The sequence below is a fragment of the Yersinia sp. 2545 StPb PI genome, assembly GCF_052217125.1.
Taxonomy (GTDB): domain Bacteria; phylum Pseudomonadota; class Gammaproteobacteria; order Enterobacterales; family Enterobacteriaceae; genus Yersinia; species Yersinia enterocolitica_E.
Genome location: NZ_JAZGPY010000001.1, coordinates 2,638,612 through 2,664,964 on the forward strand (window position 1 = coordinate 2,638,612; position 26,353 = coordinate 2,664,964).

Sequence of the window (26,353 nt, forward strand, 5' to 3'; positions counted from 1 at the left end):
TCAATGGCTATCGGGCAAATCGAAAGAGATACCCGGTGACAATGTTGCTGGTAGCGTCAAACTTTCGCTTTCGAGTGATGCCATTGGCCAGGCACAATAGTCGGCAGCATAGAAGGCACTTGGTCGATGATTACCTGATGCCCCAACCCCGCCAAAGGGTGCAGCACTTGATGCGCCGGTCAACGGTTTGTTCCAGTTAACAATACCGGCTCGGGCTTCCAATAACAGTTGTTCAAATTGTTGCCGGTCCTCAGAAACTAGACCTATCGCCAAACCGAACCTGGTTTGATTAGCAATGTGTAATGCTTGCGTAAAATCGCCATAGCGAATAACGCTGACCAGTGGGCCGAAATACTCTTCGTCAGGGACATTGATACCAGTAATATCAATGATCCCCGGCGTCAGCACTGCACTTTGGCTATCTGGGCGGGTCATGGCTAATAATGGCTTGCCACCTAAATCCAGCAAATGTTGTTGCGCTGCCAGCATTTTTTCTGCTGCTTGTGATGAAATCACCGCTCCCATAAAGGGTGCTGGCTGCATATCCCAGCGCCCGATACGCAGGGCTTTGGCAATAGCGACAAAACGCTGTAAAAATGCATCGCCTTCAGCGCCAGATTTAACCAGTAGACGGCGCGAACAAGTGCAGCGTTGACCGGCTGAGATAAAAGCCGACTGAATAGCAAGATTTACTGCCGCATCACAGTCTGCTATCTGCTCAACAATCAATGCATTATTGCCACCCATTTCCAGTGCCAGGATTTTTTCCGGTTGGCCGGCCAGTTGGCGATGCAAGTGATAACCGGTATGGGCGCTGCCGGTAAACAACAAACCATCAATATCATGTTGCGCAGCAAGGGCTTCGCCTGTTTCACGCCCACCTTGTACTAAGTTTAATACCCCGTCAGGCATACCTGCCTGCTGCCACAATTTGACGGTTTCTTCTGCCGTCTTTGGTGTTAGCTCACTGGGTTTAAATACCACCGTGTTACCGGCCAGCAATGCAGGAACGATATGCCCATTAGGGAGATGCCCTGGGAAGTTGTAAGGGCCAAATACTGCTAATACACCATGGGGACGGTGTCGTAACACGGACATACCATCAGCCATCGGTGTTTGGCTACTCCCGGTTCGGCTTTGATAGGCTTGCAACGAGATAGCCACTTTGCCAATCATTGCTTGCACCTCTGTCAGTGTTTCCCAGAGTGGCTTACTGGTTTCCAAACTGATAGTGCAGGCCAGTTGCTGTTTATACTGCTCAAGTAATGCAGCAAAACGCTGTATCACCACGACCCGCTGTTCCAGCGATGTACGCGCCCAAGCAGGGAAAGCCTGCCGTGCCGCACGACAAGCCATTGCGACATCATGGCTGTCTGCGGCACGCGCCTGCCACAATAATTGCCTATCTATGGGGTCAAGTTTGTCGAAATGCGCGCCGTTACCGGTGCGCCATTCCCCTTGAATAAACAGTGCTGGGTGAGTCATTTTTTAATCTCCGGGGCAAAAAGGCTGACTATCCGAACCGTATCACCGGCTACGACACCCAGCGCTGCCGCATTTTTAGTCGTTAAATGCAGTAGCTCGTCTGAAAGATGAGTAGTAATCAATATTGAGCGAAAATATTGATAGCTGTCATTAGCCACTAAATAGGCAGAGCCACTCGGGTCAATATCGATGTCATCAATAACCACGATTCGCTTACTGCTGTCGCGCACCGCCCGCACTTCATCTGTGTTGGCCTCCAGTGTTGGACCGCCATCAAAGATATCCACATATCCCTGATATTGCAGGCCTTCGGTTTCCAGCACTGCACGTGCGGGAGCCGTATGTGGATGGACCTGCCCGATGACGGCCCGCGCCTCTTCTGCCAGAAAATCCACATATAACGGGTGTTTTGGCATTAATTCAGCAATAAACGCTTTCTGCCCAGTACCACTGAGATAATCAGCTTTAGCAAATTCAATGGCAAAGAAGTGCCGCCCCACATTTTCCCAAAATGGCGAACGCCCCTGTTCATCGGTATAGCCACGCATTTCCGCAATCACTTTGCGGGAGAAATACTGGCGGAATGCGGCAATGAAGAGAAAACGTACTTTTGATAAGAAGGGGCCATTTTTATCTTTACGGTATTCAGGATCGAGAAACAAGGTACAGAGTTCGCTATACCCAGTGTGATCATTGCTTAAAAACAGGGTCGGTACCGATTTGTACACATTGAGTGTTTTGGATGCATGAACCAACGTGCCGACACGGAAGTTATACCAAGGGTCATGCAAACCAACAGCCACCTCAATAGCACTAACGCCCACCACTTTTTCTCGCTCACTGTCTTCCAGAACAAACAGATAGCCCTGTTCACCCGCAGCCAAAGAACCTTGCCAGGTATTTAACGCGCGCTCAATTCGAGCGGCGAGGTGTTCTTCATTTTGTGGCAGTGAAGTCATGCCAACGCCAGTTTTACCTGCCAATTCAAGGATATCGGCCAGATCACGGCGTTCTACCGGGCGAACTATCATCATAGTCAAGGTCCCTTGCTTACTGCATCAATGTTATGACTTAACCTGTCGACAAACCTGTTCAATACCCATGGCAAGCCGGGCTAAGCCCTCTTTAATATCCTGTTGAGAAATAATCAGGGACGGAGCAAAACGCACCACATTCGGACCCGCAATCAAAGCAATAAGCCCGTACTGTGCGGCAGCCTGAACAATCTCTTTGGCCTTCTCGTCATAATCCTTGTGAAGCACACAGCCAATCAGCAACCCGCGCCCACGGATTTCAGAAAAGACTTTGTGGCGGGCGTTTATTTCAGCCAATCCAGCCAAGAACCACTGATGCCTCTCTTTTACGCCTGCGAGGAGTTCTGGTGTGTTGATAAGAGACAAAACAGTACCCGCCACGGCACAAGCCAGTGGATTACCGCCGTAGGTAGTACCATGACTGCCGACATTAAGTGCGCTGGCATATTTGGTCGTCGTTAACATTGCCGCAATCGGGAAGCCGCCCCCAAGTGCTTTGGCACTGGTCAGCACATCAGGCGTTACACCGTAATGCATGTAGGCATAAAGTTCTCCGGTACGGCCAACCCCGGTTTGTACTTCATCAAAAATAAGTAATGCGTTATGACGATCACACAAAGCTCGCAAGCCATGTAAGAACTCGCTATCAGCGGGTAGCACACCACCTTCCCCCTGAATCGGTTCCACAATGACAGCACAGGTTCGGTCATTAATCAGTTCCTCCGCTGAGGCGATATCATTGAAAATACCGTGGCTGATCCCCCCCGGTAGCGGAGCAAAGTCTTGCGAATATTTCGGCTGCCCGCCCGCAGAAACGGTAAACAGCGTCCGGCCATGAAATGCATTCCTGAATGCCACAATCTGGTTCTTTTCGCCGGCAAGCCCTGGCTTATTACCGAAATTATTCAACGCATATTTACGGGCCAGTTTCAGTGCCGCTTCATTGGCTTCAGCCCCAGAGTTACAAAAGAAAACTTTCTCGGCGAAAGTGGCATCAATCAATTGTTTTGCCAGGCGCAGTACCGGTTCATTGGTATAGCCGTTACCCAAGTGCCATACTTTTTCTGCCTGCTCAATCAGTGCTGCTTTTACTGCCGGATGCCCATGTCCCAAGGCATTTACGGCGATACCACCAGCAAAATCGATATAAGATTTGCCCTGCTGATCCCACAGTGTCGCGCCTTCCCCTCGCACGATAATAAAATCTGCTGGTGCATAGGTTGGCACGATCCATTCATCAAAAGACTGTCGGGTAACGGGGATTGGGTGTTCCATAGTGGCCTCTTTGATCAGCGTAAATATGGGGTTGAGAGACTCATCGTTTGAGGTCACCATACCCCAACAAAAATCTCTTATTCTGTTAACAATAAAGAATGAAATATATTCACCTGATATAAAGTGTACAGCAGCTTTCATGCCACACCAGTCACAATGTGAATAAAATGTACAAATTCCATTAAAACAATAATTTAAATTGCATAGTTATGCAAAACACTCGCATTCATACTGAACTTTAGCGAAGAGAAAAGCCATTTTCGTGGGTTTGAGTAGAAATTATATGCATTTGACATCAATTTTGATTTTTGCTCTGTCAGATCACATTACAGCAACACAAAAATAACAATTAAGCTTTCCAACGCCCTATAAATGGGCAGTGAATGCATCAATTAAGTGCATTTCTCCTGCTGACAAGGCCGGTGATACGAAAGGATTTACTCCGTTTATGCATAATGGAATGAGGGATATTGCAGAAATAGCGGCAGAAGATAATGCTGTTATAGCTCCATTTTCTGGAGCCAGGTAAATATACTCATAGCGGAAATTAGATGGTTATCGACGCGAGCGGCTATTATCTATGACGCTGGTGAGTTGATTAATCAGTTGCGCCAGTATGCGGATGGCTTGTTCGCTCTGTTCCGACCAGGCAAACGAAGCATTCAGGCGAAAACAGTGATCAAACTGACTGCCCGTGGTAAACATTCTCCCCGGCGCGATGCTAACCCCCTGCGCCAACGCCCGCCGATATAACTCACTGGCATTAAACGGCGGTTCCAACTCCAGCCAAAGGAAATATCCCCCCGCAGGATGGCTGATTTTGACATTTTTAGGAAAATGCTCAATAACCGCCTGATGCAGCGTATTGAGCCGCTGTTCCATTAAGCGGCGCAGGCGGCGCAGATGAATGTCATATCCCCCCTGACTGAGATAATCTGCAATCGCTAACTGAGTCGGCACACTGGCCGAAACCGTACTCATCAGTTGTAAGTGCTGAATTCGCTGCGCATGTTCCCCTGCTGCGACCCAACCGACACGGAATCCCGGCGCCAGGCATTTAGAAAACGATGAGCAATGCAGAATTTGCCGATGCTGATCGAGTGCTTTGGCTGGCAACGGCCGCTCCGCACCAAAGTACAACTCACCATAAACATCATCTTCAATCAACGAGATATTATTCTGCTGTAGCAGGGCTACGAGCCGTTCTTTCTGCGGCCAGGACATCGTGCAACCCAATGGATTTTGAAAATGTGTCATCAGCCAACAAGCTTTGATCGGGTATTGGTTGATCACCTGTTCGAGCGCATCGAGGTCCATACCCTGTTGTGGGTGGGTTGTAATGGCAATCGCTTTTAGCCGCAAACGCTCGATCGCCTGTAATGCACCATAAAATGCGGGTGACTCAATCACTACCCAATCTCCGGGCTGCGTAACCGCTTGTAAGCTCAGACTTAGAGATTCCATCGCACCCGCAGTGATAACAATTTCTTCAGGGGAGACATTCATTCCACTGGCGGCATAACGCTGAGCTATATTGCGCCGCAAACTTTCGTTACCCGGTGGTAAGTTAGTCACAGAGCTTTGTGGTGATATCTTACGTGCGACGCTGGCCAGCGCCCGTGATAATCGGGGTTGTAACAATAAACTCGGATCGGGAAATGCCGAGCCAAATGGCATTATTGCTGGGTCTTTCCCTGCCTGTAGTACATCAAAAATAAAGGCATTAATGTCTACCTGTTCATCCAGATGCAGTTTTTTCCCTCGCTGTGGCTGGGGTAATTGTGTCGGCCGTGAAGCAACATAATATCCCGACTGCGGCCGGGCCACGATCCAACCTTGGCTTTCTAATAGCTGATAGGACTGCACTACAGTCATCAGACTTAATCCTGATTGTTTACAACTTTCCCGCAACGAAGGCAGCTTGTCACCCGCCTGCCAGACCTTGGATTGTATTTGTGCCCGGATTTGCTGAGCTAACTGTTCATATCGAGTCATAAGCCAACTGTTATAGGTAAGATTGAATTAATTGTCACTATTATAGCCACTTTAACTTATGGTTAACTAACTGCCAAGTTTACTCCGCCAAATAATCGCCTGTTGTCACTACCTGTTATCGGGATAACTAATACCGGCGTGATTCATTTTATAGATTAATGAGGCAGCACCATGTTTGCAGCGAGGTCACTATGTTTGGCTTAACCGCTCTAGAGTTGGCCAGAATCCAATTCGCTTTTACCATCTCATTCCATATCATCTTTCCAGCCATCACTATTGGGTTGGCCAGTTTTCTTGCGGTGTTAGAAGGTTTATGGTTAAAAACCAAAAATGAAGATTACCGCGACCTCTATCATTTCTGGTCAAAAATATTTGCCGTTAACTTTGGTATGGGTGTGGTATCTGGTTTGGTCATGGCCTATCAATTCGGCACTAACTGGAGCTTTTTTTCAGAATTTGCCGGCAGTATCACCGGCCCGTTGCTGACATATGAAGTACTGACCGCGTTCTTCCTTGAAGCCGGTTTCCTTGGGGTGATGCTTTTTGGTTGGAACCGCGTTGGGCCGGGTTTGCATTTCTTTGCAACCTGCATGGTGGCATTAGGCACGTTGATGTCTACCTTCTGGATACTCGCCTCCAATAGCTGGATGCAAACCCCCCAAGGCTTTGAAGTTATTAATGGGCAAGTGGTGCCTGTCGATTGGTTGAAAGTGATATTCAATCCATCCTTCCCCTATCGGTTACTGCATATGTCCACGGCTGCTTTCCTTGCATCGGCATTCTTTGTCGGCGCCTCTGCCGCCTGGCATTTACTGCGTAAACGGGATACACCCGCGATGCGGAAAATGCTGTCAATGGCAATGTGGATGGCGTTGATCGTTGCCCCACTACAGGCGGTTATTGGCGATGCCCATGGCTTGAATACACTGGAATATCAACCGGCTAAGATTGCGGCGATTGAAGGGCACTGGGAAAACAAGCCCGGAGAACCCACGCCACTCATTCTTTTTGGTTGGCCAGACATGAAGCAGGAGAAAACCCATTTTGCGCTGGAAATTCCTTATTTAGGCAGCTTGATCCTCACTCACAGCTTAGAAAAACAGATCCCAGCATTGAAATCTTTCCCAGTGGAAGATCGTCCGAACTCAACCATTGTCTTCTGGTCCTTCCGTATTATGGTCGGATTAGGCATGTTGATGATCTTGGCCGGTATCTGGAGTTTATGGCTACGCTGGCGTGGCAGCTTATACCAATCGCGCCCTTTCCTCTATTTTGTGCTGTGGATGGGACCGTCGGGTTTAATTGCTATTCTGGCCGGTTGGTTCACCACCGAAGTCGGCCGCCAACCGTGGATAGTCTATGGTTTGCAACGCACCAGTGATGCGGTTTCATCTCATGGCGAAATGCATATGAGTATCAGCCTGCTGGTCTTTATTGTGGTTTATGGTTCGGTATTTGGGGTTGGTTACGCTTACATGATGCGGCTTATCCGTAAAGGGCCAAAAGCGCATGAAGGTACCCAGCAACAACCCGGCGGACCCGGTCAGCCGAATACGCCATCACGGCCACTGTCGGCAGTAAGTGAGTCATTTAGTTCTGACAACCACCAAAGCAGGAGCTAATTATGGGTATCGATCTTCCACTGATTTGGTTTGTCATTATCGTTTTCAGTACCATGATGTATGTAGTGATGGATGGTTTTGATTTGGGTATCGGGATCCTGTTTCCACTGGTAAAACACAGCCGTGATCGGGACTTGATGATGAACAGCGTCGCCCCCGTGTGGGATGGTAACGAAACCTGGCTGGTTCTTGGAGGGGCGGCCTTATTAGGTGCTTTCCCGTTGGCATATGCAGTTATTCTGGATGCACTGGCAATTCCTCTTACCCTAATGTTATTGGGTTTGATCTTCCGTGGCGTAGCCTTCGAATTTCGCTTTAAAGCCAGCGCTGAAAAACAGCATATCTGGGATAAAGCCTTTATCGGTGGGTCATTGATTGCCACCTTTACTCAGGGCATAGTGGTCGGTGCTTTTATTCACGGCTTCCCGGTAACGGGGCGGAGTTATAGTGGCGGCCCATTTGACTGGTTGACACCTTTTGCTCTGTTTTGTGGCTTCGGTCTGGTTATAGCCTATGCACTACTCGGCTGTACCTGGCTCATTATGAAAACCGAAGGACATGTGCAACAGGTCATGCATAAGCTAGCCACACCACTGACATGTGTAATGCTGCTCGTTATTGCCATCATTAGCCTGTGGACACCGCTTGCACATCCACAAATTGCGGCACGCTGGTTTACGCTACCCAATCTTTTTTTGTTCTTACCGGTGCCATTATTGGTAGTCCTGGCTAGTTGGGTATTACTGCGCTCAGTTAAACGGGGTGGGCATTATGCCCCCTTCCTATTGACGTTATTACTGGTGTTCCTTGGCTATAGCGGTTTGGGTATTAGCATTTGGCCTTATCTTATTCCGCCATCCATTACTTTGTGGCAAGCGGCAGCTCCGCCGCAAAGTCTGGGTTTTATGCTGGTCGGCGCACTCTTTATTATTCCTATTATTTTGGTTTACACCTTCTGGAGCTACTACGTATTCCGAGGGAAAATCCATCACGATCAAGGTTACCACTAAGTACCAAGTGGATAATGACAATCATGGGCTAGTTCGCTGGCCCTGATATGTTCTTATAGTGAATATTAGAATTTGTATGCATGAGACTTATATGTCTGAAAATAAAACGATAAAATCACAAACAGCCCTTCAGCCAACTGAACAGCTAAAATCGCCTTGGTGGAAGAAGATCGGCTGGATGTTACTTATTTGGTGCGGTAGCGTACTGACTTTATTCGCAGTTTCTATGTTGTTTCGTATGATGATGACTGCGGCCGGCATGAAGTCCCATTAACGCTTACATGACACGATGAACATACGGTAAGGTTGCCACGTTTATTGGTCAAAGGAATATTATGTTATGAAACGTTACCTCATCCCCTTGGTTAATCAGATAGCTTTACTGATGATGCTACTGGGTTTACTGGGCCTTGCCGGTATGACTATCTCGTCATGGATGGCGCAAAGTATTCAGGGTAACGCGCATGCCATCAACAAAGCAGGCTCGCTACGCATGCAAAGCTACCGGCTGCTTTCAATGGTACCGTTAAATAATGGTGATTTGCCCTACCTGGTTGCACTCGAGCAGGATAAAACCAGTAGCGACTTACAACATGCGTTACAGCGAGAAGGGTTAACCAGCCAATATCAACAAATAGAGCGTTACTGGCAAACCACGCTAAAACCACAGTTGCTACAAGCTAAACATCCCGATGACGTTGCCGTCAACGTGGCAGACTTTGTCCACCAGCTAGATGCTCTGGTATTAGCCATTGACCATAAAACTGAACAACGCTTGTTATTGGTTACCATGATTCAACTGGTGTTCATTGTTCTGACAATGAGTTTACTATTGGCCACTATCTATTATTTGCGCCGCCGCATACTGCGTCCATGGCTGCAATTAATCTCCATGGCGAATGCGATTGGTCGCGGTGATTTCAGCAAACGCTATACGCTGTCTTATCAACGAGATGAAATGGGAATGCTGGGTACCGCATTGAATCGAATGTCGCAGGAACTTTCTTTGATATACAGTGACTTGGAGCAACGAGTTACTCAAAAAACCGCTGATTTACAACAAAAAAATCAAGTATTAGCCTTTCTATATCATAGTAGCCGTCAATTACATACCCACCAACCATTAAGCGAGCGCTTAGTTCCAATTATCGAGCAGCTACAAACACTGACACCATTGGAAAATGTGCAGATCTGTTTATATGAAAATCATCTTTATCGCGATCATCTCGCTGATAACGCCGATGGCGAATATCTGCCGCCCCAAAACAGCCCAGCACAACTCACTATTAGCAGCTCATCTGGCGGAGTGAGTAGTGCTGTTTTGCGGGAATCTTTGAGTTGGAGTCTGAGTGATAAGCTTGGCCAATATGGGTTGCTACTGGCAAAACTACCCACTGATAAATCACTCAATTCAGATCAGCAGCAACTGATCAATATGCTGGTGGAACAACTGAGCAGTACATTGGCACTGGAAAGCCAAGCCCGGCATCAGCAGCAATTATTATTGATGGAAGAGCGTTCAGCCATTGCCCGGGAACTGCATGACTCCATCGCCCAGTCGCTTTCCTGCCTCAAAATTCAAATCAGTTGTTTGCAGATGCAAGCGCCCGACATGCCGGAACCCAGTAAACTTTTAGTACAGCAAATGCGCGATGAACTTAACATCGCCTACCGCCAGCTACGTGAATTACTGACGACCTTCCGCCTGAAGCTAAATGAGGCAACATTACAAGCGGCACTTCAGACTTTGGTAAATGAATTCAGCGAACGAGCCAGTTTACCCATTACCCTCGAGTTTAACTTGCCGTCAGACTGTGTCCCCGACCATCAAGCCATTCATATGGTTAACATTGCCCGTGAAGCACTGAACAACATTTATAAGCATGCTCACGCCAGTATGGCCACAGTCAGGGTTACTGTTGAGCAATGTGATGTCATCATGTCCATCCGCGATAACGGCTGTGGGATTGGACAGGCCAGCGAGCGGCCTAATCATTACGGTTTGATCATTATGCAGGATCGGGCAAATAGCCTGAATGGTGACTGTAACATCCGCCAACGGGACGGTGGCGGAACAGAAGTTCAGGTGCGATTTGCTCCAGATAATGACTCTCTTGACTGATGCTTTCTGTCCAGATGGCCTATCTCTACCGCTTCGTGGCTAGATTTGGTAATCAATCACCACCTCATCTGCTGCCTCTGCCAACACTTTCTCTTTAATATCATGCAAAGAAAGTGTTGGATTACAGAGCTGTATAAAGAACCAAATGAAGTTACGTTGTAACTGACCTCGTTTTAGCCCTAGCCAAACAGTATTAGCATCAAACAAGTGTTCGGCATTTAGTCGTACTAACCCTTTATCACGATGTGCCTCGTAGGACATATCCGCCAGAATGCCGACTCCCATGCCGAGTTCAACATAGGTCTTAATTACATCAGAATCTTGTGCACTGAGTGCAATATCGGGTGTCAGTCCAGCATTTTTGAAGGCATTGTCCAAACGTGAGCGGCCAGTAATCCCCTGACGATAGGTAATCAATGGCAACGTACTCAGCGTTTCAAGGGTGATATTAGGGTCTTGTGTTAGCGGGTGATTATCCGGCACGACAATAGCGTGGTGCCAGCGATAATAAGGAAACGTGGCGACAGACTCGTCACTCATTAATAGTTCAGTAGCAATACCAATATCCGCTTCACCGGAATGCAGCATGGCTGCAATCTCTTGCGGGTTCCCCTGGCTAATAACTAACTTAACTTGCGGGTATAACAGGCGGAATTCTTTAATCACCCGAGGCAAACTGTAGCGAGCTTGAGTGTGTGTGGTAGCAATATGCAACTGTCCACTATCATTATTGCTGAATACATCAGCCAGACGGCGGATTTGATTAGCATCATTCAGCATGCGTTCGGCTACTGTCAGCAACTCCTTGCCCGGTTCAGTCATCCCGAGCAACCGTTTTCCTCGTCGAACGAAGATCTCAATACCCAATTCTTCTTCTAGTTCGCGAATATGCCGGCTAACACCCGATTGTGAGGTAAATAAAGTATTAGCCACTTCGGTCAGGTTATAGTTGCAACGGGCTGATTCCCGAATAATTTTAAGCTGCTGGAAATTCACATTTAGCCCCTTTTGATTTCACTCTATTTGGTAGATAGATTTACGGGGGAAAATGGCCACCAACAAATACAAAAAAACCGTTGCTTATGTTTTTTTGTGCTAAGTAAAGCTTATGGCATACGTAAATCACTATACTATGGTGGTAAAAATTGAAATAACCCAAATTATCAAAAAGATAGGGGAAATAGAGGGGCTTCTAATTTTGGGGGAGAAATTAAAATCAGCTATATTTAATTACTTTTTAATATACCCAGAGCTATTGGTATTGCCGGTAGAGCGCCGACTCCCCTACTGATGCGTCAGTTACCCAGAGGATCGTACTTTGCCGTTAGACGCCCTTTTGGCTCGGTGCTAAAATCGCTTAATAAAATTCATCTGCCAAGACTTTATCTCCTTCATATTCATGCCAGGGAGTGAGTTGACATTGATGTTATTCAGCCTTTTATGTATGTAAGGCTGTTCAGGAGTTACTCATGCCATTGGCTATTATCGCACTCACCATTGCTACCTTTGGCATTGGTACCAGCGAGTTTGTAATTATGGGGTTATTGCCGGAAGTTGCCCATGACTTGGGGGTCAGTATCCCTAAAACCGGGATGTTGGTTTCTGTTTATGCCATGGGTGTGGTAATCGGCGCACCTTTATTGGCTATTGCAACGGCGCGAATCCCGCGTAAATCCACACTTTTGGGTTTAATTGTCCTGTTTATTATTGGCAATGTCCTGTGTGCATTGGCACAAACCTATAACTTATTGATGGCTGCCCGTATTATTGCAGCGCTCTGCCATGGCACTTTCTTTGGTTTGGCATCGGTGGTCGCCACTGATTTGGTCCAACCTAACCGCCGGGCGCGGGCAATAGCATTAGTCTTTATGGGTGTCACACTGGCAAATGTACTTGGTGTGCCATTAGGTACAGCAGTTGGACAAGCTTTTGGTTGGCGAGCCGCTTTCTGGGGTGTCAGTGCTATTGGTATTGTAGCTATCATCGCGGTAATCGCCTGGTTACCGAATAATATTCCGATGAAGAGAATCAGTCCTAAGCTGGAATTCAAAACCCTGATGCAGAAAAAAGTGCAAACCGCCTTACTGCTATCAGTATTAACCAATGCCAGCCTGTTTACTGTTTTCACTTATATTGCACCATTATTGCGTGAGGTGACGCGAGTTTCTGAACATGGCGTTACTGTGGTGTTATTGATTCTTGGGGTTGGGTTGTCCATCGGCAGCGTGATGGGAGGTCGTTTAGGCGACAAAAACCTGGTGGGATCCATGACCCGACTAATCGCCATACTGATAGCTATCCTGCTGGCGCTGCATTACACCATTGGTTTCTATTTACCGGCACTACTGACATTGTTTATCTGGAGTATTGTGGCTTTTGCCTTGTGCCCAATGTTACAACTATTAGTAGTGGATCAGGCCCGTGACGCCCCTAATCTGGCATCAACCTTTAACCAAAGCGCGTTCAATTTAGGTAATGCATTGGGCGCCTGGTTCGGTGGCACCTTGCTGGCTTTTGGTCTGCAATTACAGCAACTTCCGCTGGCTGCAATGGTCGTGATGGTTATCGCACTGGTCACTATGTTGCGTTTAAGATTGCATTTCCGTCGAACGGCAATTGTAAAACCCATCAATTAAGCAATCAATTCATCTTGCCCTACATATCTGTGGGGCAAATGCGCCGTTGCAGCCTATCGCACTCTTTTTATGCAAATAATTATCATTAACATTGGTTGATGTTATAGTTTATCCCTTTATAAGCCACAACCTCTGCTGGCTGATGACCAAGAATAAAACATCATAGGATAAGAAGGATAAACTGTGACCACAGGATCAACCGCAGCAAAACCCACACATCGCCCAGTTCCACCGCGTCTGGTTCAGGTGAAAAAGATAGTGGATACCTCACCGCATTTACGTCGAATCACCTTCCATAGCCCGACATTGCAGAATTACCCGTCTGATTGCGCGGGCGCTCATTTGAAAATCTTCCTACCTTTGGCGAGCCAAACTCAGCCGGAACTGCCAGTACTTGGTGAAAAAGGTCCAATCTGGCCTGCCGCCGAGGTCCGTCCGATTGTTCGAACCTATTCTGTTCGTGCTTCTCGCCCAGAACTGAGTGAGCTGGATATTGAGTTTGCTATTCATGATCACCGTGGTCCGGCGGTCGATTTTGCCCGCAATGCCAAAGTCGGTGATTGGTTAGGGATTACCAATCCTGGTGGACCGGAAACTATGTTGCCAGCAGCGGCATACAGCTATCTAGTGGGTGACCCCGCCTCACTGCCCGCTATTGCCGCCTTACTGGAAACCCTGCCTGCAAATGCCGAAGGCCATGCCATCATCCGTGTAGATAGCCCGCAAGATGTATTGAATCTGATTAAACCTGCCGGGTTGGAACTGAGTTGGGTCATTGGGGGTACGGAAAAAACAGGTGATGTGATAACCCAATTCTGTGCGCTGAATCTGCTGATGGAAGAGTCAACATTCTGGCTGGCGGGAGAAGATAGCATGGTGGTGCAATTGCGCCGTTATCTGCGCCGAGAAAAAGGGTGTGAGCGGCAGCAACTTTATGCTGTACCCTACTGGCGCGAAGGCCTGAATGAAGAAGATTATCACCATAAGCGCCATGAAGTTATGGACAATATTGACGAGTAAGATTAATTAATATCTGTAAAATCAATGGACATTACCCTGTAGTGTCCGTTTTCATAGCTATTTTTTTACCCTTTCCAGTTAAAACCTTGTAAATTTTCTGCGACAATTCCCTGTTATTTGTTAGTCTTAAAGCTACTTAGCCTACAATATGGCACTTAATTATCATTAAATGGCTCTAATGCCCGTTTAATGCAGTAAAGTTATTAGGAGCGCTCTCGAAATGAAGTCGCAAAATGATCCTGGCCGATCTAAATCTCGCCATCACGAATACTCCCTCATCCTGCCGATCATTGCATTGGTCATTCTTAATATCTGGGGTGATACCAGCAATTTTGCTGCTGTTATTGTTATCAACCTGATCGCACTTGTGGGTATCCTGAGCAGTGCTTTTAGCGTAGTGCGCCATGCCGACGTATTAGCACACCGCCTGGGAGAACCCTATGGCTCTTTAATCCTCAGTCTGTCGGTTGTTGTGCTTGAGGTCAGTTTGATCTCAGCCATGATGGCAACAGGTGATGCCGCACCCGCCCTGATGCGCGATACGCTCTATTCAATCATCATGATTGTGATTGGTGGATTGGTCGGTGTTTCCTTGCTGCTCGGCGGTCGAAAATTTGCTACCCAGCATGTCAATCTGGTAGGCATTAAACAGTATCTGATGGCTATATTCCCGCTGGCTATCATTGTGTTGGTGCTACCGAGTACCCTGCCCGGCGGCAACTTTAGCGTGGCTCAATCACTGGTTGTTGCAGCAATTTCAGCCGCGATGTACGGTGTTTTTCTGCTGATTCAAACCAAAACGCACCAAAGTCTATTTGTGTATGAACATGAGGATGAAGGTGACGACCCGAGTGACCCTCACCATGGTAAGCCATCCTCACACAGTAGCTTGTGGCACACATTTTGGTTGTTAATTCATTTAATAGCAGTAATAGCCGTTACCAAATTTGATGCCAATCCATTAGAAGCACTGCTTACTGAGTTAAATGCACCGGCTAAATTTACCGGTTTCCTGATTGCTCTGCTAATCCTCTCCCCTGAAGGATTAGGGGCGTTAAAAGCGGTGCTGGCTAATCAGGTACAGCGTGCGATGAACCTGTTCTTCGGCTCAGTGCTGGCAACCATTTCACTGACCGTTCCTGCGGTTACCTTGATTGCGGTAATCACCGGGCAAGAGTTGAACTTTGGTCTGGAAGCGCCACATATCGTGGTGATGGTCAGCGTGTTGATTTTGTCGCAAATATCATTTTCCACCGGCAGAACCAACGTACTTAATGGTACCGCCCATCTGGCGCTATTTGCCGCTTATATGATGACTATCATGCTGTAACTTCATGCCCGCCAAGGGATAAGCAAAGGGCAAGCGTTTATCGCGCTTGCCCTTTTTTATCGGGTCATCCATTCATAACACTGAGTTATGAATAGGCATTTAGAGTGTGTTGGCAGAGTGCAGAGCGGACACAGTCCTGTTTATCAAAGCGGATGATACCAATCATTTCATCCTCAGCAAAACGCTCCAGCGCGTCACTGAGACCTGATTTCACACCACGCGGAAGGTCGCATTGGGTGATATCGCCATTAACGATGACCGTAACATTTTCACCGAGACGGGTTAGGAACATCTTCATTTGGCTGGCGGTTACATTTTGTGCCTCATCGAGGATCACTACCGCATTCTCAAAGGTACGCCCGCGCATATAGGCGAAAGGCGCAATTTCCACTTTGCCGATTTCTGGGCGCAGGCAGTATTGCATGAAAGACGAGCCGAGCCGGCGCAGCAGAATGTCATACACCGGGCGGAAGTAAGGCGCGAACTTCTCAGAGATATCACCAGGTAAGAACCCCAGATCCTCATCAGCCTGTAGTACAGGTCGCGTCACAATTATCCGATCAACTTCTTTGTGAATCAGTGCTTCTGCGGCCTTAGCCGCGCTGATAAAGGTTTTACCACACCCAGCTTCGCCGGTCGCAAAGATGAGCAGTTTATTGTCTATGGCTGATAAGTAATGACCTTGAGCTTCCGTACGCGCCTGAATAACGGAGGTATCACGGCTATCCCGTGCCATACCTATTGATTCAACACCGCCCATTTGCACTAACGATGTCACGTTTTCTTCCTCACGTTGACTATGGCTACGTGAATCACGTCTAATTACGCGTTTCGCTTCACGACGAGCTTTGATCACTGCTTTCTGTCTTCCCATAGTGGCACCTTACAGTTTGTTTCACCTACCGCAGCAGCGGTTGCCTGCGCGATTATATCCGTCATACTTCAAGCTGCATGTGTGTTGACTTCCTGCAACTCGAATTACTTTGGGTATATGTTTCACATACGGATGAGGTTTTTGGCTTCCTTCGCAGCCAATAATAGCCAATGAAAAATGCGAGTAGCGTCAACACCCAGGCCCCAAAATGACTTGGGTAAAAACAGGTCTGGGGTGAGAACGATATCGCAAGGGAGTTATTACGTGACATGAATACTTGAAACAATAACGCTGGAGACAAAAATATATCAGGGATAGATAATGACAGTACTGCTGGAAAATGAGAGTCGGAGGGGGAGCCCTCGTAACAACGAGTTGCTTGGGTAAAACAGTGGTCTTGTCTTAACAGCCCAATCATGGACTCTAGCATTAGCGATCCCCGCAGTGATAAACAACAGCCTAAGCTATGCACCGTGTGAAAAATACCGCCAGATGATTACAGTATAATGACACTCTTAAGTTTCGCGATCTCAAAATGTAAAAAAATATAATTTTTTTATTTGCTCATTTTTTGCTCTGATTATTTTTTGCATCGCGCTATACTATTAAGCCCTGTTTTACTCCCTGCATCAAACGAGCTTTGTAATTTCGCCTTTACCTTTTTTATTTGGGTTATAAGTAAAGACGAAAATAAAAAAACATCATTAATACAATAGAATAAACTCAAATGTAATTAACCAGATCCTCTCTAACGGCTGATTCTTAAATCCTGTAAACGTGCTATTTGTCGGCCTTCACTATCAAAGTTCTCCAGAGCCAGCCAATCACTAAATGCCTGCTTAATTAATGGCCATTCACGATCAGTTATGGAATACCAATTGGTGTCTCTATTGCGCCCTTTAGTCACAATCGCCTGACGAAATTGGCCCTCATACTGAAAACCAAAACGAGACGCAGCAGAGTTTGAGGGTTCATTCAATGAATCGCATTTCCACTCACAGCGCCGATAGCCTAATTTATCGAAGACATAATGTAATAGTAAATATATTGCCTCTGTCCCTGCCGAGTTACGTTTTAAACGTGGCGACCAATTCACTGAACCTATCTCGATAACACCATTATTCTCATCAATTCGCTGTAAGCCTACCGTCCCCAATGCAAGGCCCGTCTGTGCATCAATAACCGTATAGTGGACAGCCCCCGGTGCATTGATCAGGGTTTGCAGATAGAGATGAAAATCAGCTTCATTTTCAGGTCGTTCACAATAAAAATAAGTCCAGTCATCGGCCTCTTTCGCCATGTGATACGCCTGATATAACGACGCTTCATGCTTGTCTGCATTCACTGGCGCGAGATAGCAAAAATGGCCGGGTAAAATCTCACGCTGAGGTTGCTGCGCTGATTGCCAATGCGGTAATTCAGTGCCGATAGTTTGCCCAAAATGGTTTTGCTTCACTGTATGCTCCTTTTAAACACAACTGGCAGAGGAATATCAATTATTACGATACTCAATGATTTCACGCGCGGTAATTCCTGCCAAATCATAGCAATATATAAGGCAAGAATGGCAAAACAAAGTGACGTTTTTTGGCGGGAAATAGCTGAAATAATAGCAAGCAGGGTCTGAATACCCGATATAAGTACAGAATAACTTACTATCAGGTATTCAGAGATGATGGCCCATCACCCCCGGCGTAGATTAACTACCGGTGCAACGGTGGGAAGCTGTAGTCCTTCTTTGACGTCCAGTAATTGCCCATGTTCATCATTATATAACGTGAGACAGGAACCCGCTTGAAGCTGAGCCACCACCTCCGCTGAAAGTTCCATACTGCTAGCCAACTCATCATCATTCAGATGTGGTCGATGCCCACGACGTTCTACCTGAAAACGCACCTGATTGTATTTAGCCCAGACGATGATTACCACGGCATTGAATGCCGCAATCGCCGCATACAATGCCAAGGTTGTCAGGCCGCTAATAATATACATTCTGAACGGAATCGGCCCCATATTCGGCGCTCTACCAATCATGTCGAGAAAACCTTTCACGAACAGAAAGATAAAACCTATCCAGGCCAATGCCGTGATAATAATGTCGATCCAGCGCGGTATCAGCCGCTGTTCAGTGTGAATAAGAGGTGCACTCATGGTTTAACCCTCCCGATCCCACGGTCAGGGCTAACCCAACGCGCACGTTTACGCTTGGTATTGAGCATGACTTTGGGGAACGAAACCACTGTGGTGAACAAGCTCAGCATCCAGTAGACCATGGGATACCAGATAATCCAAAACAGTGAACTACCCAGTTTAGGCTCATAGCGCCGTTCAATGACCAAGCTTATCGCAAACTGCATCAAGCAAGTCAACGCCAGTACCATCCCGGTAAAGGCCGGTGGGAAGACTGTTTGTACATGGATACCTGGCGGTAAAGTAATAACCAATCCCAGTAGGAACAGGATAATACTGAACAGGTAAGTGAACGCCCAGGTTATCGACAGTGAATATTCAAGAAACAGTAACCACATACGGCGATTACGCCAGCGCCACAGCTTAAACATATTTTTCAGGAAAACTTCAGCCCCGCCCTGCGCCCAACGCAAACGTTGCTTCCATAAACCACGTAAGGTTTCCGGCATCAAAATCCAGCACAAACCACGAGGCTCAAAGAATACTGACCAGTGCCTAATTTGTAATTTCCAACTGATATCGATGTCTTCCGTGATCATGTCCGGGCTCCAGTAGCCCACATCCGCCAGTGCTCGGCGACGGAACGCAGCAACCACACCAGAGACGGTGAAAACTTGACCATAGACACGTTGTGTCCGTTTAATCAGCCCGATGATAGAAGAGAACTCACCAACCTGCACACGGCCAACCAACGTTGAGCGCGTACGGATTCGCGGGTTACCGGTAACAGCACCCGTGCGTGGATTCGCAATCAGCGGCGCGACCAAATAAGGCACCGCTTTGCTGTCCAGTAGGGCATCACCATCAATACATACCAGATATTCACTACGTGCCGCTGCTGCTCCCATACGCAGAGCAATAGCTTTACCCTGATTATGAGCCAGATGAATAACACGCAACCGCGAGTCCTCAGCCAACAGGCCATCCAGCACTTGTGCAGTATCATCACTGGAGCCATCGTTAATGGCGATCACTTCAATATTGGTGTAAGTCTGTGCCAATGCCGCGTGAATGGTTTCCCGCGCATTCTCTCCCTCATTAAAACAAGGGATTAAAATAGACACTAACGGATTACCTTTTAGCTCCGGTGCGGGCACATCATCGCCCCACGGCCAGTGTCTTTCTCGGCGTAGCCAAAAATAGACACCACCGGTTATCCAAATACCGGACATAAAGAGCGGATAGAAGAAAACAAAATTCAGCAACACATCACCAGTAAAGAGCAGGATCATACCCGCAGGTATACTCAGTACTAGGCATAGGATGAGTAACGCAATAATTCTATCGATCATATAAAGGGTACCAGGCAGAAGATAGCACAGGGCGGACATCTTTTAGCGGTGGTTCGCCAGTGATAAAGTTATCCGGATAGTAACCAAAATTTTGCGCGCCATTTAACTGCAACTGGCGCATCCATCCCGCCAGTATCGGGCCGCTGATGGCATTGCTGCCCTCAGGCTTGGTCCAGTCCTTCGATTGCAGTTCAAATACGGTTTTATTCAGGGCCCCAGGGCGCTCTGCAACTTTATTAACTAATTGCGATAGCCACTCATTAGACTCTGATAACGGCACCTTCTCCATTAGCGGCATTGCCATCGGGGCAACCCAATCATAGTTAGCCAGGAAATCATCAAGATTCTGCGCAAACCATGCTTCACTTTCCGGTTCTAAGATCGGCATAGCAAATATATTACGGGCAGATTTTACTTGTGGACCACGGATATCACGCACCTGACGTGTTAACTCATTAGTAAAATCAACCAGATATTTACTCTTATATCGCGTCCAGCGGGCCATGGTTTCCGGGTCTTGGCGTATGGTAGCAATCGAACCTGGGAAACCGGCTTTCTCATATGCACGGATAGCATCCGGCGATGCATCTTCAAAATCAGACATTACCGCGTCGTCATGATAGAGAATCCCGTCAATCGGTGCGCTATAGGCCATATCGCGATAAATATCGATGATGCGCTGTCTGACTTCCGGGTTAAATGGCGATAGGCGACGATATTGATCCGGATCGATACTGGTTTTCCCTGTTTTTGGGTCAATACGCTTAATCCGTGGTAACGACGGGTCCATCTCAAATGCCAACACCGGCATCCAGGCATAAACATCCACATCAGGGCGTGATGCTAGTTGCCAGGCAACGCGGTTAAACAAGTCCTGGCGCATTGGTATCCAACGGTTAGGGAAGTATACCTGACGAATATTGCCATCCCCTTTCGGATCAGAAAATGCTTGCAGGAACACCGTGGTGACGCGTAAATCAGAAATCCGTTGTACCAGTTTGTCGAGATTTTCCTTTTCCTGTACCGGGTCTGGATCGTAGAGATAATCCAAGTCAACATGCGCCACCCGCATGATGTCTTTTTCCTGCACAGAGGTAACCAACTGGGCAAAGTCTTTCAACGACGGATTATTACTGATCAAGATACGCGGTATATTCATCAGATCATTGACGTTACCAATACCGGGCTCCAGTGTCATAGCCATCTGGTAACCGTGTTGGCGTAAGATATTTAACACGGTTCCATTGGCTGCACCGTATGGCCAAACCCAGACTCTCGGTTGCTTGCCCGTTGCCTGAATAAGACGCTGAGTTATCAAGGTAACGTCTTTTTCCATCCGCTGCTTGAAAGCCGCTTCAGTTTCATATTTTTTCGTTTTAGGGTCATAAATCAAGTTGGCTGCTGCCGGTTCGGTATTCCCCTGCGGGTTTGCTATCACGCCGTAATGGGAAGCGTAAGTATGTGCACCGATTTCAATCAGTTTTGATTTAGCCATTTCGCTGATCTGTTTCCAGGTAAGAAAACGATCGCGATCAGTACTTAAACCACCGAAATCCACCTTCTTATTCGGTGGCGTATCGATCCAAGTCCCCACTGGAGCCAGTACTGCACTCAAATTATTGGCTTCTAACAATGGGTAAACACGGTTATAAAAACTACTGTACCCATCGTCAAAGGTCAGTAAAATGGCTTTATTAGGCAGCGGTGCGCCACCATTACGGGCCGCTAAAATCTGATCAACAGACACCACGTTGTAACGATTATCCTTTAGCCAGGCCAATTGTTCACTTAATGCGCTGCTTCTTACTGACAGATAGCGTTGGTCTGCGGATTCATCTTCAACGTCGTGATAAGCAATAACCACAAAGGTATTTTTTTGCCACGGCCTTTCACTTAGCGGCAATGCCCGCTCAGCGGGTGGAACGAATACCGGTTTCTCTGCATAACACACCGAGGCCAGCACCGTTATCATTCCTACTACAAGTATTCGTATAAAAAATAGTATCTTCGCCATGGCGCTGATCCCTTAGAAACGGTAATTCAAATCGAAAGCGAGCGAGAGATCGTGCTCACGGACACCATCATAGGGGCGCTTATCGTAGGTCACTGCTATCCCAGTATCCACGACATCATTCCATTGAATGCGTTGCCCATAACCTGCCGTGGTTACCAGACCATTACCGAAGTTTTTCTCCCAATAACCGCCAACACCGAGCTGAATTTGTTGGCTCCAGACGGTTTTATAGTGGCGATACATAATGTGGTTTAGGGTAATGGCAGGGACGTAAGTGAAATCACTTTTCGGGTTATAGTAAATCACATCCTCTTTGGTGTTATGGCTCGACGCTAACCCTAAGCTAAGATCTGCCGTCAGGTAAGGGCCCGTCCAGACACGCTGGCGTCCGTTGAACTCGTATTCCCAACGGTTGTTGCCGTCAGAGAAACGTGACGGTGTCACGCTAATTTCAGCATCACGCCGATCATCTGCTTTCCAGAACACATATGCTGACGCACTGTTAGCGGATATATTATTTTTTAATGCCCGCAATGGGGTATCTTTGGCCAGTCTCTCAACCTGCCCGCCAACGCGCCAGTGATCATTAAAATCGTACCAAGTCGATAACCGAGCACCGGTTTTGTTACCAAAACCGTAATTCTGATTATTCACTTCAGCCTCAACCCAATGGTCACGGGATGTCCACTCGCCCCCTAGCCGTGTCGCACGATTAATGCCTTTTCCTTCTTCAAATTGCGCATTGTCGTAGCTGCCACCACCGAATACCCGCCAGTTTTCAGCTATCGGGGGGCTATACAGCAAGGTTTCAACGCCAAAATCCTTGTTACCACTGATTGGGCTGTTGGAAGAAATAGTTCGATTCCCGGTTACACGCAATTCATACATGTTATGCACTTTGCGCTGACGATCGAGCTCCTGAGAGGGAACATCTTCAGGAGAACGGGTAATCACATCATCAGTGAGTAACTCCATCTGATGCCATTCCTGCAAATCCATCGCAGTTTCAGCTTGTGCACGTTCCAGAATAAGACTGCGTGGCGCCAATGACTCTACTGCTTTCAATTCTTGTTCAGATTTACGTGGTAAATCTTTTGCCAAATAGATACCGGCCAGAGCAATACGTAAATTCTGGTTAGCAGGAGCAGTACTGGATAGCGTTTCCAGTTTTTTCTGCGCCGCAGGCAGATCATTGAGTGCTACCAGGGATTGAACCAGCAGAGTCTGCCCTTCCATCCAGTCATCATTCGGCTCTTTACCTGGCAGACCATAAACGCCAACCTGATACGGCGTTTGCTCGCTATAGTTTTTAGCGAATTGATGTGCTTTATCCAATTGTTCACTTTCATTCAACGAATAATAGAGATCATCTGCATCAAGTAAATCATCGCTATTACGGAATGTTTTGCCATCGGCGTAATACAAACTGGTCAAGATGGGCGCTGCTTTTTCTGGCATCCGGCGATCGATATAAGCAGATGCCGCCCAGCGACGTGCATAATCCGGCATCTTGTAGCCTTCGGCTTCCATGCCTTCATATTCTTTAATGAGTTGTTCGGTATTACGGCGAACCAATAACGCGCCTAATCTATCGATACGAGCACGTTGATAATCGGCCTGCGCTTCGGGATCTTTGCTCCAGCGGGCTAACAAATCCTGATAATCAGCCAACGCTTGATCAGCAATATAAAATCGCTCCGTCTCGCTGCGTGTTGGTAGTACCGCCATACGGACTTGTTCCGCTGCAGCATCTCGCTCAAGTTGCCGATATTGCTCTGCGGTCACTAATTTTGGATTCTCTTTGGCAAGCTGCAACGCAGGATCGGCAATACGGTTTCTTTGCAGAATCTCGAGGTGATTTTTTAATACTTCCTCAGATTCCGGTGCCAGTCGTACCGCCTCACTCGAGGCCTGTAAAGCATCGTAATTGCGGTTGGTTGCCCGATTAAGATAAGAGAGGGTCATATAGTTTTTTGCAGAAGGGTCACGCGCAGCCAGGTCTTTCGCTTGCTGTAAAGCTTCACCACCGCGCCCGGAATCCGCCTGAGTCATTATCATGCCAGTGATAAGATCTGGGTTGGTTGGGTCTTTCTTTAAACTGCTTTGCCACAATGCCAACGCCTGATCCCAACGTTTTTCATTGCGATATGCACGCGCTGCTGACGCTAAGCCCCGCGAAGAGAGATTCATTGAAGAGTGGTATCTTTCGTAAACGTCAATGACCTCTTGATCACGCCCTGCCCAACCGGCTATTTGTAGCCAGTCGTCTACCTGCCCACTATTGAGAGGGCCAGATTTGGATTCTTTTTGTAAGTAGTCAAGGACCGGCGCGGTATCTCCTGATCTGGCTTGGATGATTAACGAATCATACTGTGTATCTGCCAAAACTGGATTAACTGAAAGGCCGGAAATTAATAGCGCTAATAAAGTTATTCTGTGCCGGTGCAACGGGCGCAGTAGTGTTGTAAATGCGTTATACATTATATAACCCTTAAGCCAGCAACTTGTTTGATGATCAAGGAAAGCTACTTCACGAACATCCATTTTTCATTATGGAATTATGATGAAATGAAGTCCTTAGAATGTATTACAGCATGTTAAATAGGATAGTTGAAAGAAAATACTGTTGTCGAATTATTATAGAATATTGTTATTCCAGCGATTAATAGAGGTGAAAATGTGTTATAGCGGTTAGTTTTAATGAAATTAAGATTAATCTTAGAAGAAAATTCTTTAAAAAGGCAAAATTTAGCGACGAAATATTTTCACTAAGGGAATCCTGCGATACAGTCGTCTGCAAAAGGGTAGCACGATTTGATTTTCGGGCTGTTTTAGCCTGTTTTTTTTTACTACTTTTAATTTTAATATCTAAAATATTATTTATCTTATAACTAGAAAATAAGTCCGCTATTATTAGCAATAGTATATTATCACTACCGTTATCATTAAGAATGAACTGATTGAAAATCAGGTCTTACTGCCAAAATGCCCGTAACCAAACTATTAAAACACTTCTACAATTTAACTCATTATTTTATATGAATAATTTTTATAACTATTTGAATGTTTGTCATATACGATTTTGACCTAAGAAAAATAGGCTCAGCTAAAATAGCTAGAGTCTATTTTCCAAGATGAATTTAATTCACATAAAGTGAGATGTTCAGCGCAGATTAGTCACAACGTTGTAAGCCGCGATCGAGTTTAGTTAAAAACTCATAACCATTATCAGTAATGAGAATCATATCCTCTAACATAATCGAACCGATCCCAATACCGTAATAGGGTGTTTCAAGGCTTAACACCATCCCAGGCTGGAACGTTTCAGTCGCTAATGTACTGATGAAAGGTGCTTCTTCTAATCCCAAAAATACACCATCACCGTGCCCTAGATGACCACGATTATAATGTGGCAAGCCCGATTTTTTAATGACGTCCATGGTGGAATCAAAAACATCTTTTAATTTAACCCCCGGTGCCACCCTTGAGAGCATATGTTCATGACCGATTCTAATGGTGTCATATATCTGCTTTGCTAGTGGGTCCGGCTCCCCCAGAACAAAAGTTCGCGCCAGATCGGCACCATAACCTGCAACATCCACACCGCAGTCAAACTTAATTAAGTCTCCCGGCTTAGCTGGGGTGTCATCCGCCAGCATTTTAGGCGAGAAGTTATCGCCAACCGAAATAAGATTGAAACGGGAGAAGTTCGTTTCCGGGAACGTCATTACTGCGGCTTTGTATGCCGCCGTCAATTGTGCCGCAGTACAACCGACGCGAATTTCTTTCGCTGCACGGGCAATACCAAACTCGGTTATCTCAGCACTTTTGCGCAGATGTTCAATCTCCCACGGGCTTTTGATCATCCTGATTTCATTAAATAACGGCGTTGAATCAACCAATTTCAGCCCTGGCGCTACTTTGTCCAGAACACCTTTTCCCCCGTTAGACATGGCATGTAATTCAATGGCAATGGTCTTACCCAGCACCCCGGCGTCCTCAAGCGCTGCTTTGACTAAACTAAAAACAGCTTCAACTGGCGGGCCAATCGGCCGCTCACGCTTGGTCTGATGATTAAGGGGATTGCGTGGAGAGTCGACATCGACCCACACCGGAAAGGTTTTTAGCACCATATTCGGCATATCAAAGTGGGCACTGGCTGCCTCAAACTCATTCATGATGATTTGCGAAGGAATTGCTGCATCACGGAACATAATCGCCACCGCCGCACCAGTGTGGCGGAAGGTATACATAAAGAAGCTGGCGAACCCAGTGAGATAGTAGAAATTATCACAGACGGTGACCACCAGAGCATCAAGCCCTTCTCGCTCCATTACCGTACGGGCTTTGCGGCTTACCGCGTCTAAATGCGCAATCTTTTCTTTATTCACCAAACTTTCCTTCAAGGCTTATTTTATCTGTGATCTGAATAATATACCTAAAGTCATTGAAGT

At 46.8% G+C, this 26,353-nt stretch carries 19 protein-coding genes and 1 pseudogene; 7 read left to right on the top strand and 13 right to left on the bottom strand.

Annotated elements, in window-relative coordinates; genetic code table 11:
- The 4 genes from astD to V1955_RS12230 form a co-directional block, all read right to left on the bottom strand.
- Entirely contained in the window at positions 1–1,485 is a 1,485-nt protein-coding gene (gene astD / locus V1955_RS12215; RefSeq protein ID WP_372569107.1) for a succinylglutamate-semialdehyde dehydrogenase, read from the bottom strand.
- The gene (gene astA, locus V1955_RS12220) at positions 1,482–2,519 is read right to left on the bottom strand and encodes an arginine N-succinyltransferase (protein WP_442820939.1); all 1,038 of its coding nucleotides are present in this window, start codon (positions 2,517–2,519) and stop codon (positions 1,482–1,484) included. The genes astD and astA overlap by 4 nt, the downstream gene beginning before the upstream one ends.
- A 30-nt stretch (positions 2,520–2,549) precedes the next feature.
- Positions 2,550–3,794 carry an aspartate aminotransferase family protein gene (locus V1955_RS12225; RefSeq protein ID WP_102970427.1) on the bottom strand — a complete coding sequence of 415 codons (1,245 nt, stop codon included), beginning with the start codon at positions 3,792–3,794 and terminating at the stop codon, positions 2,550–2,552.
- Positions 3,795–4,349: 555 nt separating this feature from the next.
- Positions 4,350–5,789 carry an aminotransferase-like domain-containing protein gene (locus tag V1955_RS12230; RefSeq protein WP_083159051.1) on the bottom strand — a complete coding sequence of 480 codons (1,440 nt, stop codon included), beginning with the start codon at positions 5,787–5,789 and terminating at the stop codon, positions 4,350–4,352.
- Between the two features lie 191 nt (positions 5,790–5,980).
- Here V1955_RS12230 and V1955_RS12235 point away from each other — a divergent pair, with 191 nt between their 5' ends.
- The 4 genes from V1955_RS12235 (at position 5,981) to narX (ending at position 10,543) form a co-directional block, all read left to right on the top strand.
- A complete protein-coding gene (locus V1955_RS12235) occupies positions 5,981–7,411 on the top strand; it encodes a cytochrome ubiquinol oxidase subunit I (protein WP_083159052.1) in 1,431 nt (476 codons plus the stop codon).
- 2 nt (positions 7,412–7,413) lie between these two features.
- On the top strand, positions 7,414–8,421 hold the full coding sequence (gene cydB / locus V1955_RS12240) for a cytochrome d ubiquinol oxidase subunit II (RefSeq protein WP_442820940.1): 1,008 nt from the start codon (positions 7,414–7,416) through the stop codon (positions 8,419–8,421).
- 91 nt (positions 8,422–8,512) lie between these two features.
- Positions 8,513–8,695, top strand: a complete 183-nt coding sequence (locus V1955_RS12245; protein WP_227746537.1) for a DUF2474 domain-containing protein — start codon at positions 8,513–8,515, stop codon at positions 8,693–8,695.
- 66 nt (positions 8,696–8,761) lie between these two features.
- The gene (gene narX, locus V1955_RS12250; protein WP_442820941.1) at positions 8,762–10,543 is read left to right on the top strand and encodes a nitrate/nitrite two-component system sensor histidine kinase NarX; all 1,782 of its coding nucleotides are present in this window, start codon (positions 8,762–8,764) and stop codon (positions 10,541–10,543) included.
- Positions 10,544–10,582: 39 nt separating this feature from the next.
- On the opposite strand, the gene cbl is transcribed toward narX, so the two are convergent.
- Positions 10,583–11,539 carry an HTH-type transcriptional regulator Cbl gene (gene cbl / locus V1955_RS12255; RefSeq protein ID WP_083159056.1) on the bottom strand — a complete coding sequence of 319 codons (957 nt, stop codon included), beginning with the start codon at positions 11,537–11,539 and terminating at the stop codon, positions 10,583–10,585.
- Positions 11,540–12,012: 473 nt separating this feature from the next.
- Between cbl and V1955_RS12260 the strand changes: the two genes are divergently transcribed.
- The 3 genes from V1955_RS12260 (at position 12,013) to chaA (ending at position 15,529) form a co-directional block, all read left to right on the top strand.
- Positions 12,013–13,179, top strand: a complete 1,167-nt coding sequence (locus tag V1955_RS12260; protein ID WP_083159058.1) for an MFS transporter — start codon at positions 12,013–12,015, stop codon at positions 13,177–13,179.
- Positions 13,180–13,362: 183 nt separating this feature from the next.
- Positions 13,363–14,199, top strand: a complete 837-nt coding sequence (locus V1955_RS12265) for a siderophore-interacting protein (RefSeq protein WP_442820942.1) — start codon at positions 13,363–13,365, stop codon at positions 14,197–14,199.
- 220 nt (positions 14,200–14,419) lie between these two features.
- Positions 14,420–15,529, top strand: a complete 1,110-nt coding sequence (gene chaA, locus V1955_RS12270) for a sodium-potassium/proton antiporter ChaA (RefSeq protein WP_083159060.1) — start codon at positions 14,420–14,422, stop codon at positions 15,527–15,529.
- 85 nt (positions 15,530–15,614) lie between these two features.
- Here chaA and phoH read toward each other — a convergent pair whose 3' ends face one another.
- From phoH to V1955_RS12310, 8 genes and pseudogenes are all read right to left on the bottom strand, one after another.
- Positions 15,615–16,403 carry a phosphate starvation-inducible protein PhoH gene (phoH, locus tag V1955_RS12275; RefSeq protein WP_442820943.1) on the bottom strand — a complete coding sequence of 263 codons (789 nt, stop codon included), beginning with the start codon at positions 16,401–16,403 and terminating at the stop codon, positions 15,615–15,617.
- Between the two features lie 122 nt (positions 16,404–16,525).
- Positions 16,526–16,833 (bottom strand): annotated as a pseudogene (locus V1955_RS12280) (hypothetical protein).
- Positions 16,834–17,151: 318 nt separating this feature from the next.
- On the bottom strand, positions 17,152–17,859 hold the full coding sequence (locus tag V1955_RS12285) for a GNAT family N-acetyltransferase (protein ID WP_442820944.1): 708 nt from the start codon (positions 17,857–17,859) through the stop codon (positions 17,152–17,154).
- Positions 17,860–18,086: 227 nt separating this feature from the next.
- On the bottom strand, positions 18,087–18,554 hold the full coding sequence (gene pgaD / locus V1955_RS12290) for a poly-beta-1,6-N-acetyl-D-glucosamine biosynthesis protein PgaD (protein ID WP_083159062.1): 468 nt from the start codon (positions 18,552–18,554) through the stop codon (positions 18,087–18,089).
- A complete protein-coding gene (pgaC, locus tag V1955_RS12295; RefSeq protein ID WP_083159063.1) occupies positions 18,551–19,885 on the bottom strand; it encodes a poly-beta-1,6-N-acetyl-D-glucosamine synthase in 1,335 nt (444 codons plus the stop codon). The genes pgaD and pgaC overlap by 4 nt, the downstream gene beginning before the upstream one ends.
- Positions 19,875–21,899, bottom strand: coding sequence for a poly-beta-1,6-N-acetyl-D-glucosamine N-deacetylase PgaB (gene pgaB / locus V1955_RS12300; protein WP_372569103.1), 2,025 nt, complete (start codon positions 21,897–21,899; stop codon positions 19,875–19,877). Before pgaB ends, pgaC begins: the two co-directional genes overlap by 11 nt.
- 12 nt (positions 21,900–21,911) lie before the next feature.
- Entirely contained in the window at positions 21,912–24,380 is a 2,469-nt protein-coding gene (gene pgaA / locus V1955_RS12305) for a poly-beta-1,6 N-acetyl-D-glucosamine export porin PgaA (protein WP_083159065.1), read from the bottom strand.
- Positions 24,381–25,072: 692 nt separating this feature from the next.
- Complete coding sequence (locus tag V1955_RS12310; protein ID WP_420073613.1) at positions 25,073–26,290, bottom strand: M24 family metallopeptidase; 1,218 nt, start codon at positions 26,288–26,290, stop codon at positions 25,073–25,075.
- Positions 26,291–26,353 lie beyond the last annotated feature (63 nt).

Excerpts from the sequence above, each read along its gene's own strand:
- V1955_RS12235 (WP_083159052.1), top strand. The coding sequence starts at position 5,981 with ATGTTTGGCTTAACCGCTCTAGAGTTGGCCAGAATCCAATTCGCTTTT.
- cydB (WP_442820940.1), top strand. The coding sequence starts at position 7,414 with ATGGGTATCGATCTTCCACTGATTTGGTTTGTCATTATCGTTTTCAGT.
- astD (WP_372569107.1), bottom strand. The coding sequence starts at position 1,485 with ATGACTCACCCAGCACTGTTTATTCAAGGGGAATGGCGCACCGGTAAC.
- narX (WP_442820941.1), top strand. The coding sequence starts at position 8,762 with ATGAAACGTTACCTCATCCCCTTGGTTAATCAGATAGCTTTACTGATG.
- pgaB (WP_372569103.1), bottom strand. The coding sequence starts at position 21,899 with ATGGCGAAGATACTATTTTTTATACGAATACTTGTAGTAGGAATGATA.
- pgaA (WP_083159065.1), bottom strand. The coding sequence starts at position 24,380 with ATGTATAACGCATTTACAACACTACTGCGCCCGTTGCACCGGCACAGA.
- V1955_RS12245 (WP_227746537.1), top strand. The coding sequence starts at position 8,513 with ATGTCTGAAAATAAAACGATAAAATCACAAACAGCCCTTCAGCCAACT.
- pgaD (WP_083159062.1), bottom strand. The coding sequence starts at position 18,554 with ATGAGTGCACCTCTTATTCACACTGAACAGCGGCTGATACCGCGCTGG.
- astA (WP_442820939.1), bottom strand. The coding sequence starts at position 2,519 with ATGATGATAGTTCGCCCGGTAGAACGCCGTGATCTGGCCGATATCCTT.
- V1955_RS12225 (WP_102970427.1), bottom strand. The coding sequence starts at position 3,794 with ATGGAACACCCAATCCCCGTTACCCGACAGTCTTTTGATGAATGGATC.
- V1955_RS12230 (WP_083159051.1), bottom strand. The coding sequence starts at position 5,789 with ATGACTCGATATGAACAGTTAGCTCAGCAAATCCGGGCACAAATACAA.
- chaA (WP_083159060.1), top strand. The coding sequence starts at position 14,420 with ATGAAGTCGCAAAATGATCCTGGCCGATCTAAATCTCGCCATCACGAA.
- pgaC (WP_083159063.1), bottom strand. The coding sequence starts at position 19,885 with ATGATCGATAGAATTATTGCGTTACTCATCCTATGCCTAGTACTGAGT.
- phoH (WP_442820943.1), bottom strand. The coding sequence starts at position 16,403 with ATGGGAAGACAGAAAGCAGTGATCAAAGCTCGTCGTGAAGCGAAACGC.
- V1955_RS12260 (WP_083159058.1), top strand. The coding sequence starts at position 12,013 with ATGCCATTGGCTATTATCGCACTCACCATTGCTACCTTTGGCATTGGT.